Source organism: Marinactinospora endophytica (genome assembly GCF_054780875.1).
Map to the genome: position 1 here is coordinate 70,134 of NZ_BAAGVM010000007.1, position 13,320 is coordinate 83,453.

Annotated in this window: 11 protein-coding genes and 1 tRNA gene; 6 read left to right on the forward strand and 6 right to left on the reverse strand. The window is 72.8% G+C overall.

The features are described 5' to 3' along the window. The first annotated feature begins 24 nt into the window (after positions 1–24). From ACYVHU_RS14735 to ACYVHU_RS14760, 6 genes are all read left to right on the forward strand, one after another. Positions 25–528: a tRNA adenosine deaminase-associated protein gene (locus ACYVHU_RS14735; RefSeq protein WP_078761989.1), complete on the forward strand. Its 504-nt coding sequence runs from the start codon at positions 25–27 to the stop codon at positions 526–528. Positions 529–594: 66 nt separating this feature from the next. After that, positions 595–1,098, forward strand: a complete 504-nt coding sequence (locus ACYVHU_RS14740) for a tRNA adenosine deaminase-associated protein (RefSeq protein ID WP_498948771.1) — start codon at positions 595–597, stop codon at positions 1,096–1,098. Beyond that, the gene (locus ACYVHU_RS14745) at positions 1,095–1,592 is read left to right on the forward strand and encodes a nucleoside deaminase (protein ID WP_498948772.1); all 498 of its coding nucleotides are present in this window, start codon (positions 1,095–1,097) and stop codon (positions 1,590–1,592) included. Before ACYVHU_RS14740 ends, ACYVHU_RS14745 begins: the two co-directional genes overlap by 4 nt. A gap of 319 nt (positions 1,593–1,911) precedes the next feature. After that, a tRNA-Ser gene (locus tag ACYVHU_RS14750) sits at positions 1,912–1,996 on the forward strand. A gap of 537 nt (positions 1,997–2,533) precedes the next feature. Next, complete coding sequence (locus ACYVHU_RS14755; RefSeq protein WP_159457264.1) at positions 2,534–2,701, forward strand: hypothetical protein; 168 nt, start codon at positions 2,534–2,536, stop codon at positions 2,699–2,701. Between the two features lie 255 nt (positions 2,702–2,956). Next, a complete protein-coding gene (locus ACYVHU_RS14760) occupies positions 2,957–3,784 on the forward strand; it encodes an alpha/beta fold hydrolase (RefSeq protein WP_498948773.1) in 828 nt (275 codons plus the stop codon). A gap of 41 nt (positions 3,785–3,825) precedes the next feature. On the opposite strand, the gene ACYVHU_RS14765 is transcribed toward ACYVHU_RS14760, so the two are convergent. The 6 genes from ACYVHU_RS14765 to ACYVHU_RS14790 all read right to left on the reverse strand — a co-directional run bounded on the left by ACYVHU_RS14765 (position 3,826) and on the right by ACYVHU_RS14790 (position 13,120). Continuing rightward, complete coding sequence (locus tag ACYVHU_RS14765) at positions 3,826–4,893, reverse strand: aminotransferase class V-fold PLP-dependent enzyme (protein ID WP_498948776.1); 1,068 nt, start codon at positions 4,891–4,893, stop codon at positions 3,826–3,828. Positions 4,894–5,187: 294 nt separating this feature from the next. Continuing rightward, positions 5,188–7,245 (reverse strand): CocE/NonD family hydrolase, encoded by a 2,058-nt coding sequence (locus tag ACYVHU_RS14770; RefSeq protein ID WP_498948778.1) that lies wholly within the window; start codon positions 7,243–7,245, stop codon positions 5,188–5,190. A gap of 23 nt (positions 7,246–7,268) precedes the next feature. Next, positions 7,269–8,780, reverse strand: coding sequence for a peptide MFS transporter (locus ACYVHU_RS14775; protein ID WP_498948779.1), 1,512 nt, complete (start codon positions 8,778–8,780; stop codon positions 7,269–7,271). A 180-nt stretch (positions 8,781–8,960) separates the two neighbouring features. Further along, a complete protein-coding gene (locus tag ACYVHU_RS14780) occupies positions 8,961–9,491 on the reverse strand; it encodes a DUF1697 domain-containing protein (protein ID WP_078761981.1) in 531 nt (176 codons plus the stop codon). Between the two features lie 39 nt (positions 9,492–9,530). After that, the gene (locus ACYVHU_RS14785) at positions 9,531–10,793 is read right to left on the reverse strand and encodes an FAD-binding protein (RefSeq protein ID WP_078761980.1); all 1,263 of its coding nucleotides are present in this window, start codon (positions 10,791–10,793) and stop codon (positions 9,531–9,533) included. A 92-nt stretch (positions 10,794–10,885) separates the two neighbouring features. After that, a complete protein-coding gene (locus ACYVHU_RS14790; protein ID WP_498948782.1) occupies positions 10,886–13,120 on the reverse strand; it encodes an MMPL family transporter in 2,235 nt (744 codons plus the stop codon). Positions 13,121–13,320: the final 200 nt, after the last annotated feature.

Below are 13,320 nucleotides of genomic sequence, written 5' to 3' on the forward strand. Positions count from 1 at the left end.
CAGGGACATCCGGGTGGGGTGACGATGACGGAACTCGAACACGATGACGACGGCTCCAACGACTTCGCGGCCGTCGCCTATCGAGAAGAGGAGTACTGGGACGTCGACGTGCTCCCCGTCGCGTTGACGCACGACCTCAAGGGGCTGCTGCACGCGCTGCGCCAGCAACCCAGCATCAGCGGGGCCATCGGGCTGGTCGCGGTCGGAGACGACTTCTTCATCATCGCCCGGGTGTACGGGCGCGACGACGTCAGTCTGTTCCTCTCCGACGTCACCGCCTCCGTCGACTGGCAGATCGCGCGCTCGGTGCTGGAGTACCTCGACATCGACGTCCCCGAGGACGAGGACCTCGACCAGGTGCTGCCCGCCGGCGACCTGTCGATCCTCGCCGACCTCGGCCTGGACGAGATGGAGCTGGGCGCGCTCGCCGGCGACCTCGACCTGTACCCCGACGAGGTGCTGGCCAGCATCTCCGAGCGGCTGGGGTTCCAGCAGGCGTTTCAGCGTGCTTTGGACGCGATGGGGTAGGCCGACGGCGGAACGGAAATGATCGGGGTGCCACCCCCGAACCGGAAGAGAGGACAGGAGCCCACGGTGTCGATCTTCTCAGCGGTCTTCTCCCGCTCCGCCGACGGATGGACGGGGACCGAGGTCGACCTGACCGACGTCGAGGGCATCGACGACGTCGCCGACCTGATGCGCGACATCGCGGCCGCACACGATCCCGACGCGGCCGAGGACACCATGCTCCTGTTGGCCGAGGCCGACGACGAGTGGTTCGGGATCGTGCGCGTCGACGACCGCGCCGATCCGCGCGTCTTCCTCTCCGACGCCCGCATGGTCCACGGCTATCCGATCGCCGCGCTCCTGTTGGAGGACACGGTGGCGGTGGCCGCCGGTGACGAGGAGGAGGAACGCGGCGGGCAGCGCCCCTATCCGGACCCCGGCGGCGACGCCGGTCTGCTCGTCGACCTGGGCACTCCCGAAGAGACGCTTTTGGCGCTGACCCTGCGTGAGGGGGTGCTGCCCGCCGACGCGCTGGCCACGATCGCCGACCACGCGGGCTTCGCCGACGCCCTCGACGCCCTGCGGGCATGATCCCGCCCACCGGTCCCTCCGGCTACGACGCGGCGCTGGGACTCGCCCTGGAGGAGGCGGCGCGCACCTCTGACAGCGGGGATGTCCCGGTGGGGGCGGTGGTCCTCGACCCTCAGGGCGGTGTCATCGGGACCGGACACAACGAGCGCGAGGCCAGCGGCGACCCCACCGCGCACGCCGAGGTGCTGGCGCTTCGCGCGGCGGCCCGGCACGTGGGGGAGTGGCGTCTCACAGGCTGCACGCTCGCCGTCACCCTCGAACCGTGCACGATGTGCGCGGGCGCGATCGTGCTCGCCCGGGTGGAGCGGCTGGTCTACGGGGCGCGTGACGCCAAGGCGGGCGCCGTCGGTTCGCTGTGGGACGTCGTACGCGACCGCAGGCTCAACCACCGGCCCGAGGTCGTCCCCCCCGACCTGGTCGATCCCGATGTCGCGGGGCGGTGCGCGGCGCTCCTCACCGACTTCTTCGGCCGTCGCCGCGGCAGATCCGTCTGACGACGGGCCCCGTGATGCCCCGGGCGCGGCCCGTTGGGAGAGCGGGCCTGCGAGGGAGGGACCGAAGAGCGCTCCGGGGAGCGCTCGACCGGTCCGTCGGCCGGACCGCCGGGCTCGGCCCCGGCTCCCGGGGGCGGGAGCGACGACAGCGCAAGGACCCGGCAGCGGTACCCGTCGGCGGGGCCGCGCCCCTTCTCGCCGGACGCCCCCACGAACGGTCCGCCCGTGGTCCCCGGTAACCGACACCACTCATGAGGAAGGCCGCCAGGGGCGGATGATCCGTACCGAGCATCGGGTGAACTCCGGTAGAGTTGGTCGCGGTGGAGTCGCATAGTGGCCGAGTGCGCGCGCCTCGAAAGCGCGTGAAGGGAGACCTTCCGAGGGTTCAAATCCCTCCTCCACCGCTGAGGGCCCGATCCGCCCAGCGGATCGTGTGCCACCGGAGTCGCGAGGAGCCGGTCACCCCAGTCGGGGTGGCCGGCTCCTCGCCGTTTCCGGCCGGTCGCCCCACTCCGCCCGTGTCCAACGCGCCGGGGCGATGAGCGAACAGGTGCCCGTAGCTGTCGAGTGTCATGGTCGCCGTGGTGTGGTCCCGCGCCGATCGACGCGGAGCCGGAGGCGGGGACTCGCCCCTGGACGGGCCACGGTCCACCGGGACACCTGCCACGACCGGCCGGACCGGGGACCCGCCCGGCAGGACGGTGAGCCGCGGGCCCGGGGGCGTCGGACAGGACGGGGAACGGCAGGCACCGCTCACCGCCACGACGCCGGCGGTCGACGCGGCCAACGGCTCCACGGCGAACGCGGGACACGGGGAGAAACGCCCGAGACCGTCGCCACCGTGCCGCGCGGTCCCGGTCCCGACCATCTGGTCCGATCGGCGGAGCACCGCGGGAGACACCACCCTCCCGGCCGGTGGCCGGGAGCGCACGGCGACGCCGGTGACCGTCCCGGAACTCGACGGGACGCAGGCGGAGACGCCTGTCCACGACGACGTGCCCACCGACGGGCTCGCCACGGTCCGCAGGGGGATCTTCGGCCTCGGCAGCCAGGAGGACGGTCGGTCCACCAGGCGGTACACGGACACCGTGACGGCGCGCCACGCCTGATCGGACGGCCGTCTCCCGTACCGGGGCCGGACCGGGCCATCGCCCGCGCCCGACCCCTCGATGTCTCCGGCCAGACACCCCTCCCCGAACCGCGCCGTCCTCATGGGAAGCCACGGTAAAGATCTCCGTACTCGCGCGAGGGCGACCGGTCGACGGGCCGTGGGTAGCGCCGCTGAGAACGACGGTCCGCCACGCCGACGAGGCCGGGCGGGCACGGTCGTCACTCTCGACGGAACGTACTGAGGAGACAGCGGCATGGCCTACGTCACGACCCGCGACGGCAACGAGATCTTCTACAAGGACTGGGGGTCCGGCCGTCCGGTGGTGTTCATCCACGGCTGGCCGCTCAACGCCGACGCCTGGGAGGACCAGATGAAGTGCGTGGCCGACAACGGCTACCGCGGCATCGCCCACGACCGGCGCGGGCACGGCCGGTCCAGTCAGCCCTGGGACGGCTACGACTTCGACACCTTCGCCGACGACCTCGCCGATCTGATCGGCCACCTCGACCTGCGCGACGTCACCCTCGTGGCCCACTCGATGGGCGGTGGTGAACTGGCCCGCTACATCGGGCGGCACGGGACCTCCCGGATCCGGTCGGCGGTCCTGCCGGCGGCGATCCCGCCGGTCATGATCAAGTCGGACACCAACCCCGAGGGCACACCCGAGGAGGTGTTCGAGGACATCAAGGCCGGCATCCTCAAGGAGCGGTCACAGTTCTGGAAGGACGCCTCCGAGACCTTCTTCGGCGCCAACCGTCCCGGGAACAAGGTCACCCAGGGCAACCGGGACTCCTTCTGGCTCATGGCGATGCAGGAGAGCATCCAGGCCGGCGTGAAGTGCGTGGACGCATTCGGCTGCACCGACTTCACCGATGACCTCAAGAGGTTCGACGTCCCCACCCTGGTGATCCACGGTGACGACGACCAGGTCGTGCCCATCGCGGCGGCCGGGGCGAAGTCCTCGAAGATCATCCCCGACTGCACCTACAAGGTCTACGAGGGCGGGTCCCACGGTCTGGCCAACGTCCCCGGGGACAAGGAGAAGTTCAACCGGGACCTGCTGGAGTTCCTCGGCAGGTGACCCTGCGGTCCGGGGGCCGGTCTCGGCCCCGGACCCGGACCTCAGCGGTCGGTCAACGCCTTCACCGCCCGCTCCAGATCGGTTTCGTCGTTGTAGAGGTGGAACGAGAAGCGGACCCGCCCCGCGCGGGCCGCGGCGTGGACCCCCGCATCGGCCAGGCGGTCGACGGCTCCCGGATCGGCCTCGACGGAGACGATCGCCGATCCGGCCGGCTCCAGCCCCAGGCTCGCCCGGAAACGGTCGGCCAGCGCGCGGTTGTGCGCGCCCACGGCCGCCTCCCCCAGTTCCGCGAGCAGTTCCAGCGCCGGAACGTGGCCGGCCCACGACGCCCACGCCGGGGACAGGTCGAGGCGACGGGCATCCGTCGCGAGCCGCAGTGGCAGCCCGTAGACGGACTCCCACACCTGGGCTCCCGCGAACCAGCCCGCGGCGAAGGGGACGAGCGAGGCCAGCGCCTCCTCCGTTCCGGCGAGGAAGGCCGTCCCACGCGGACCGAGCAACCACTTGTAACCGGAGCAGACCAGCAGGTCGACCCGTTCGGCGGGCAGCGGCAGCCATCCGGCCGACTGGGTGACGTCCAGCAGCAGCCGGGCCCCGTTCCCCGACGTGGCGGTGATCAGGTCCTCGACCGGGGCGATACGTCCGTCAGCGGACTGCACCGCGGACACGGCCACCAGAGAGGTGGCGGGCGTCACCTCCTCGACGATCCGTTCCAGCGGGACCGAACGCACCCGCACCCCGCGCCGCTCGGCCACGAGGAACGGGAACAGCAACGACGTGAAGTCGCCGTCGGCGACGACGACCTCGGCGCCGGAGGGCAGCGACGCCGCGACCAGACCGACGAAGTGGGACGCCTGGGGGCCGATGGCGACGCGCTGGTCGGGAACGCCGATGAGCCGGGCGAAGGCCCGCCTGCCCCGGGCCACGATCGTGTCGAAGGCGGCCGGGTCGAGCCGGCCCGCCGCGCGGTCGCGTTCCAGGGCGACCACCGCCTCCGTCGCCTCGGCGGGAGGAAGACCGTAGGTGGCGGTGTTGAGGAAGACGCCCTCGGGGGCGAAGCGGTCGCGAGCGGACCGCAGGGGCGTGGACGCCGGAGAGCTGGGGTGCATGCTCAGATGTTCGCAGGCCGCCCCTTTGTCGACAAGACGCTCTGTCGTCTCCTGGCGGCGGCCCGTCCTCGCGGGAAGCCGGGGCGGGGAGGAGACCGCGTACCGGGCGGGTGAGGGGACCACGACGGGGCGCCGCCAACGCGTGGCGGCGCCCCAACGGGCCGGAGCCGCCACGCCGCCGGGGCACACCGCCGGCCTCGGCGGATGCGGTGCGGGCGCGCGGGGCGGTCACCAGGACCGCGAGACGCGCCGGGCGGTGGGTGCCGCAGCCCCGCCCACCGCCCGGCCGCTGTTCTAGCCCGCGGTGCGGGGGATGCGCCGCTCCCAAGTGCGGTGGAAGACCGTCTCGTCGCCGTCGAGGCAGGTGACCTCGCTGGAGGCGACGAACTCCGTCGCCGTGGCGGTGATCTCCGAACGGGTCCGCACCCGCGCGTCCCAGCCGATGTCGGGCCGGTGCAGCCGGATCGACCAGTCCGACCGGGTGCGGGCGGACAGGGGGTCGTCGGAGCGGATGACGTAGGTCTCCAGCGCGTCCTCGGTGAACTCCAGCCCATCGGGGTAGATCCGGGTACCGCCGTAACGCGGATCGACCTCCAGCCGCCACTCCCCGTTGCGGACGTCCCGCACCACGCGGCGTTCGGGACGCTGCTCCGCGGCCTCGGGCGTGACCACGCCGAGCGGTTCGGCCTGCTCCGGCTCCTCGAACCGGATCGGGGCGGCCCCGGCGTCGGCCGCGGGGTCGCGCACCGGCAGGTCCAGGGCGCTCGCGCGCGGATCGACGGCGAAGCCGGCGGCGTCGGGGTGGGGCCAGATCCACGGCCAGTAGGCCGACGAGAGGGCGAGCCGGACGCGGTGCCCGGGCGGGAAGGCGTGCCCGATGCCGTTGAGGTCGAAGGAGACGTCCTCGGTCGCCCCGGGCTCCCACTCGACGGCCCGGTCCCTGCCGTGGCGGGCGAGCAGGTTGAGGACGCCCCGGGTGACCAGCGTGGACGATCCGTCGGGGGCGACGTCGAGGAGGCGGGCGATCACCTGGCCCCGGGGGGCGTCGCAGCGGATGCGCAGCCGGACGCGGGGCCGGCCCAGGATCTCCACCCGCTCCTCCAACGGCGCGGAGTCGAAGCACACCGAGCGGCCGTCCTCCTCGCGTTGGTCGGGGGGAAGGTCGGCGTCGTTGCCGAACGGGAAGAACCGTCCGGCGTCGATCCCGGTGTGCTGCGGCGAGACGACCGGGATCGTGCCGTCGGCGGTGACGGGCGCGCCCGGTGCCAGCTCGCGGCCGAGTCCAAAGGGCGTCATCGTGACCGCGGGCGACGGCCACGTGTCGTCGCCGACCCAGCGTCCGGGAAGGACCGGGTAGGTGGTGGCCGGAGGGTGCGACTCGCTGATCCAGGAGCGCAGCAGCGGTTCGGACATGACGTCGGGCCGCTCGGCCGCGTCCGCCCCCCGCTCGGCCGGCTCCTTCAACCAGCGGTCCCACCAGCGCAGCGTCTCCTGGAGGAAACCGATCGCGGGACCGGGCGGCAGCCCACGGTCGGGGTACTGATGGGACCACGGGCCGATGAGCCCGCGCACCGGCGCGTCGAGGTGCTCGACGAGCCGCAGCACCGTGTCGCGGTAGGGGTCGTGCCATCCGCCGACCGCGAGCACCGCCGCGGTGATGGCGGAGTAGTCCTCGCAGACGCTGCCGCGCCGCCAGTAGTCGTCACGGGACTGGTGGGCCAGCCAGGTGTGGCTGAACGGCTCGACCGCTTCGAGACGGTCCAGCCACATCTGCCGCCAGCGCGCGCCCACCCGGGTCGGGTCCGGCGGCCGGGAGACGAAGGCGAGCATGGTCGCCGCCCAGGCGTGCATGTCCACGGCGAGCACCGAGCCGCCCATGTAGTGGACGTCGTTGTCGTAGCGGTCGTCGGCGGAGCAGACGGTGACGATCGCCTTCAGCGGTTCGGGCGCCCGCGCGGCGATCTGGAGGCTGTTGAAGCCGCCCCAGGAGATCCCGAACATGCCGACGCGGCCGTTGCACCAGGGTTGGGCGGCCAGCCATTCGACGACGGCGACACCGTCGTCGATCTCGGTGTCGGAGTACTCGTCGCCGGGCAGGCCCTCGGAGTCGCCGTGGCCGCGCACGTCCACGCGGACGGAGGCGTAGCCGTGGCCCGCGTACCAGGGGTGGCGTTGGGCGTCGCGGGGTGCGGTCCAGTCGCCGAGCCGGTAGGGCAGGTACTCCAGCAGCGCCGGGACGGGCGTGTCGGTGACGGGACGCCAGATCCGCGCGTACAGCCGGGTGCCGTCCGGCAGCGGGATCCAGACGTCCGAGCGGGTGGTCTCGTACGGGAAGTCGGTGCGAAGGCGCATGTCAGGGACGTTCCGATCGGTCTTCAGTGGACGGGGTGCATCGTGCGGCGCAGCCAGGGGCCGGCGGCGATCATGGCGATCCCGGCGACGACGGCGACGGCGCCGGTGACACCGAAGTAGACGAGGTCGGGGACCTCGCCGTAGAAGCGGACGACCTGGGCCTGGATGCCGTTGGCCAGGGCCAGGGAGAGGAACCACAGGGCCATGGTCTGTCCGGCGAAGGCGGCGGGGGCGAGCTTGGTCGTGGCCGACATGCCCGTGGTCTGGAGGATGACGTCACCGATGCCGAGCAGGGCGAAGGAGGCGATGAGCCACCAGGCGGCCATCTCCCACTCCCCGGTCCGCCCGGCCGTCGCCGGGACCAGCACGAGGAAGGACAGGCCGCCCAGGATCACACCCGTGGCGATCTTGGCCGAGGCGTGCGGCTGGCGGCGCCCCAACGCGACCCACAGCGCGGCGATGAGCGGCCCTCCCACGACCTCCACGACGCCCAGGACGGAGCCGTACCAGGTCGAGGGGAAGTCCCAGCCGAACACGTCGGTGCGCGCGTGGTCGGAGGCGAGCAGGGTCAGCACCGAGTAGGCCTGGAACAGGATCATGTTGAAGACCACGGAGGCGGCGAACAGCACCACGTAGGGGCGCAGCCGCGCCCGTTCCGGGCGGGTCACCCGCGGGCTGCGGAACATGACCGCGAAGTAGACGACGGGGGCGACCACCGAGGCGAGGGAGACCAGGTCGACGACGCGGTCCAGGGTGAGCGCGCCGAGGGCCCCGGCGACGGCCGCGGCGACGGCCACCGCGCCCGCGCAGCCGCCGATCGTCCACAGGGCGCGGCGCAGGGCGTGGGCCGGCAGGGGGTACTCGGCGCCCTCGCGGCGGCCGGCGAGGTGGCGCCGCCCCAGGACGTATTGGACGAGGCCGAGGGTCATGCCGATCGCGGCGGCGGAGAAGCCCCAGTGGTAGCCGATCTTTTGACCGAGGAATCCGGTGACGAGCGGGCCGAGGAAGGCGCCGATGTTGATGCCCGTGTAGTAGATGGCGAAGCCGGCGTCGCGCCGTTCGTCGTCGGTGGCGTAGAGCTTGCCCACCATGGTGGAGACGTTCGGCTTGAGCAGGCCGGTGCCGGCGATGATCAGGGCGAGTCCGGCCCACGTCGCCGCGCCGGTGGGGACGGCCATCGTGTAGTGGCCGGCGGCGATGAGGATTCCGCCCCACAGGACGGAGCGGTAGGAGCCGAGGACGCGGTCGGCGAGCCAGCCGCCGGCGACCGAGACGAGGTAGACCAGGGTGCCGTAGGCGGCGGTGAGGGAGGCGGCGGTGGAGGGGGCGAGTCCGAGGCCGCCGTTGAGCACGGTGTCGGCGAAGTAGAGCACCAGGATGGCCTGCATGCCCAGGTAGGAGAAGCGTTCCCACAGTTCCAGGCCGAACAGGGACCTCAGGCCGCGCGGATGGCCGAGGAAGGAGGCGTCGGTGGGGGGTCGGGGTTCTGTTCGGCCGGTGGGTTCGTCCTCGATCGGTGGGGCGGATTCTGCCACGGGGGTTCTCCGGAGACGGTCGGGATTTTTTCCGAAGCGGCACTCATGCCCCGAACGAAACCGGCAAAACAACATGAAAGTATGAAAAAAGCCACGTAAAGCCCAATCGCCTACAGGGGTGGAGAATCCGCCCGCGGCGGGATCGCGCCGGAACCGGGAGACCGCCACAACGGGACGGGGCTACTCCTCGGCGAGAGCGAGAAGCCGCTCCGTGGTACTCCAGTTGCGAATCGTCATCGGCACCCCCAGCCGGCGTTGCACGAGCCCCGGCAGCCGGGCCCGCCCCAGGCCGGCAGGAAGGCGGAGGTAGAGCTCACGCTCGCCCACGGCCATCTCCTCGGGGGCGAAGGAGCCCGGGGCGAGGCCGGCCAGGGCCGCTTTGTCGACGGGACCACGGAGGAAGGCCACCGCGCACGTGGCCGCGGTGGCGTCCGGGAAGGGCAGGCCCGCCACGATCCCGCGCAGGTCCTCGACGGTGCGCACCATGACGTCCACGGCCAGGCCGAGCTCGGTGGCGATGCGCGCCTCGACGGCCGCGCCGACCGCCTCCCGGTCCCCCTCGGCCGCGTCGAACACGACATTGCCGCTTTGGAGCAGCGTCGAGACCCGGGTGTAGCCGAGTCGGCCGACCAGCTCCCGCAACGCGGCCATCCGCACCGTGCGGTGACCACCGACGTTGATCCCGCGCAGCACCACCGCGTACCTGGTCATGCTCCTCCTCGCGGTTGTCGCGATCGTCGGGACGCGCCGTCAGCGCGCCGGCCCCGAGGGCGCGGGGAAGTAGTGGTCGATCAGCGCGTTGCGGAACCTTCCCACCGGATCCAGCCGGTCCACCAGCCGACGGAAGTCGTCCCAGTACTCATAGGAGGCCCGCAGCCCCTCCGGGGGGAGCGCGGAGAGCTTGCCCCAGTGGGGGCGCGGATCGAACGGGGCGAGCGCCTCCTCGACCCGGGCGATGACGGAGGCCACCGCGCGAGGCTCGGGGACCCAGGTGAAATGGAAGGCGACGCTGTCCCGCCCGTGGGACGGGCTCAGCCAGCAGTCGTCGGCGGCGACGACGCGGATCTCGGCCGTCTGGATCATGGGGGAGATCTCCGCGCCGGCCTCGCGCAGCGCCTCTACCGCCGGCGCCGCCGCCGCGAGCGGGACGAAGTACTCCGACTGCAACTCGGCGCCCGCGCTGGGCATCGAGCCGGCGCGGAAGTGGGGGAGACGCTCGTCCCACGGCCCGGCCGTCCCCAACTGCTCCGTGGCGTTGCCGGCGGGCATTCCCGCGATGGGGTGCCGGGGGGCGTCGGCGGCCCGCGCTCCCGTCCAGCCCAGATCGTCCCGGGGCGCGCCGACGCGGTGTTTGACCCACAGGCGGACGGGGGCGGACCAGTCGGTGAACGCGCTGACGGCGTGGGCGGCCGTGAAGACGTCGGTGAACCGGTCGGTCAGCACGTCCCAACCGACCTCCTCATACACCCGCTGCTCGACCTCGAAGCCGGAACAGGGCCGCAGGGACAGCGCGGTGACCACCCCCAGGGCGCCCAGCGACGTCACCGCCCCGCCGAAGTCGGCGTCCCCGTGGGTCAGCACGACGGTGGAACCGTCCCAGGTCAGCAGCTCGACGGAGGTCACGAAGGAGGCCAGGGTGCCGGTCGCGTGCGCCGACCCGTGCGTCCCGGTGGCGCAGGCCCCGGCGACGGTGAAGTGCGGCGAGGAGGGGAGGTCGGGCAGGGCCAGACCGTGGCGCCGCAGGAACGCGCACAGCTCGTCCAACCGCGTCCCACCGTCGACGCGGACCGTTCCGCGGGCGGGATCGAGGTCGGCGACCCGGGGCAGCGACCGCAGCGAGACCAGGACGCCGGTGGTGTCGGCGATGCGGTTGAAGGAGTGCCCGGTGCCCAGCACGCGCACCCGGTCGTGGCCGGTGACGATCTCGCGCAGCCGGTCGAGGGAGTCGGGCTCCTCCAGCCGCCGCGCTGTGAACTCGATGTTGCCCGCCCAGTTCCTCGGTCTCGCGACCATGTGCCCAGTCCCTCCGATGCCGCCCGCTGGGAGCCTACGGTGCCGGGGCGGGGCCGGTCCACAGGCGGCCCGTAGGGACCGGCGGGGCAGGGTCAGCGGGGGGACAGCGCGTCGGCGCGGGGCCGCGCGTCGGCCGGGGACCCCTCCGCGGCGTCGGCCGGCGCGCCGTGGGAGACCCGCGGCAACCAGGCCAGCCAGCGTGGCAGGTACCAGACCCGCTCGCCGAACAGCGCCATCGCCGCGGGCAGCAGCCCGACCCTGATGACCGTGGCGTCCAAGACGACCGCGGCGGCCAGGCCCACCCCCATCTGCTTGAACTGCTGTACCGACAGCGACCCGAAGATCGCGAAGACGGCGACCATGATGACCGCGGCGGCGGTGACGGCGCCCGCCGTCGCCGAGATGCCCTCCCGCACGGCCTCGACGGTGCCGCATCCGCGCAGGCGCGCCTCGTGGATACGGGCCACGACGAAGACGTGGTAGTCCATCGACAACGCGAACAGGACCACGAAGACGAACAGGGGCAGCCAGGACTCGATCGCCCCGACCGGTTCGGCCCCGATCAGCGAGGCGCCCCAGCCGTACTGGAAGACCGCGACCATGACGCCGTAGGCGGCGCCGATGGACAGCAGGTTGAGCGCCACCGAGATGACCGCGATCGGCAGCGACCGGAACGAGGCGAGCATCAACAGGAAGGCCGTGCCCAGGACGAACAGGAACACCGGCGGGACCGCCTCGCGCAGCTCGGCGTTGAAGTCCATCGAGGCCGCCGTGGGGCCGCCGACCACGGCGCGCTCGACGCCGGCCACAGCCCCCAGCGTGTCGGGGACGGTCGTCGAACGCAGGGTCGAGATCGCCTCCTCGGCGCGTTCCACGCTCCCGGAGCCGGGGACGGGAACGTCGATGACGACGACCCCCTCGGCCGGGTGCTCGGTGACCTGGGGCGGCCCCGAGGCCGGCCCGTCCTGCGCGGCGACGACGAAATCGGTCACGGCCGCGCGCACCGGGGGCGAGGTGACGTCGTCCGCGGTGACGACGACCCTGGCCGCGGACCCCTGCCCGGGGAAGGCGTCCTCGATGAGGCGGTAGGAGACCGCCAACGCGGAGTCGGCCGGGACCTGCTCGTCCATGGGGAGCTGCTCGGTGCGCATGTGGCCCACCGGGGCGGCCAGGACCAGCAGGAACGCCGTCGTGACGAGCGCGGAGACGCCCGGACGGGACAGCGCCAGGTCGAGCAGCCGGGCGAGGACGGTCGAGGCCCGTCCGAAGCGGCGCGCGCGCCGGCGCAGCGGGACGCGGCCCCACTCGACCCGCTCGCCGAGGAGGGACAGCAGGGCGGGCAGCACCGTCACCGACCCCAGCATGGACACGAGCACGACGATGATCACGCTCATCGCGTACCCCTCCAGCTTGACCAGGCCGGACAGGAACATGCCCGACGCCGCGACGGCCACGGTCACCCCCGACACGAGGACGGAGTGGCCCGACGTCGCCGCGGCCACGCGCAGCGCCGTCCGCGCGTCGCGTCCCGCCGCCCGCTCCCGCCGCTCGCGGTGCAGGTAGAACAGGCAGTAGTCCACCCCCACGGCCAGCCCCATCGCCAGCATGACCTGCGCGGCACCGCTGTCCACGGGGAGCAGGTGGCTGAACACGGCCAGCAGGCCGACCGCCGCGAGGAAGGCGGTGAAGGCGAGCGCGACGGGCAGCAGCGCCGCCGCGAACGCGCCGAAGGCGACCAGCAGGATGCCCAGGGCGAGGGGGACCGCGGTCCACTCGGCCCGGGTGAAGTCACCGGCCATGAAGTCGTCGGCCATCTTCGTGGCGCTGGCCGCGCCGAGCTGCCCGATCTCCAGGCCGGGATGGTCGGCGGCGACCTCGTCGACGGCCCGGATCACGGGTCCGACCCGTTCGTGCGCGGTGTCGGGGTCGCCCGTGAGGGTGGCCACGACGAGGACCGAGTGTCCGTCGGCGGAGACGGCCCCGCTGTCCCGGGGGGCCACGACGTCGCGCACCGCCTCCTCGGCGGCCAGGGCGTCCACCAGGTCGTCGACCGCGCGGGAGAAGGCCGGGTCGGCCGCTGTGAGCTGGTCGTCGTGGACGATCAGCGTCTCGCCGGCGGGCTCCTCGATGCCGGCGTCGGCCAGGATCTGCGCGGCGGCCCCGGAGTCGCCCGTGCCGAGGTCGGTGTCCGTCAGTTCCTGCTGCGGCAGCCATGAGCCGACCAGCACGGCGGCGACGACGAACGCCGTCCAGCCGAGGACCGCTGTCCAGCGGTGCCGGGCACTCCACATGCCCAGCGCGGCGGCGCGATTTTCGGGGCGTCGCATTCCTGCTCCTTGGATGGACCGTTGGCCGGAGGTGGCCGATGGCATCGAGAGCCTAGAAAGCGCCGGTCAGAACCGGAATGGGGGTGGAACCCGGACCGGGGGTGTACCTGGATACACCCCCGTTTCGGGAGGAAAGCCGCTGACGCGGCGGCGACCGCCCTTCGATACTTGTAGCGATCCAACCGTTCACCGTCGGTACA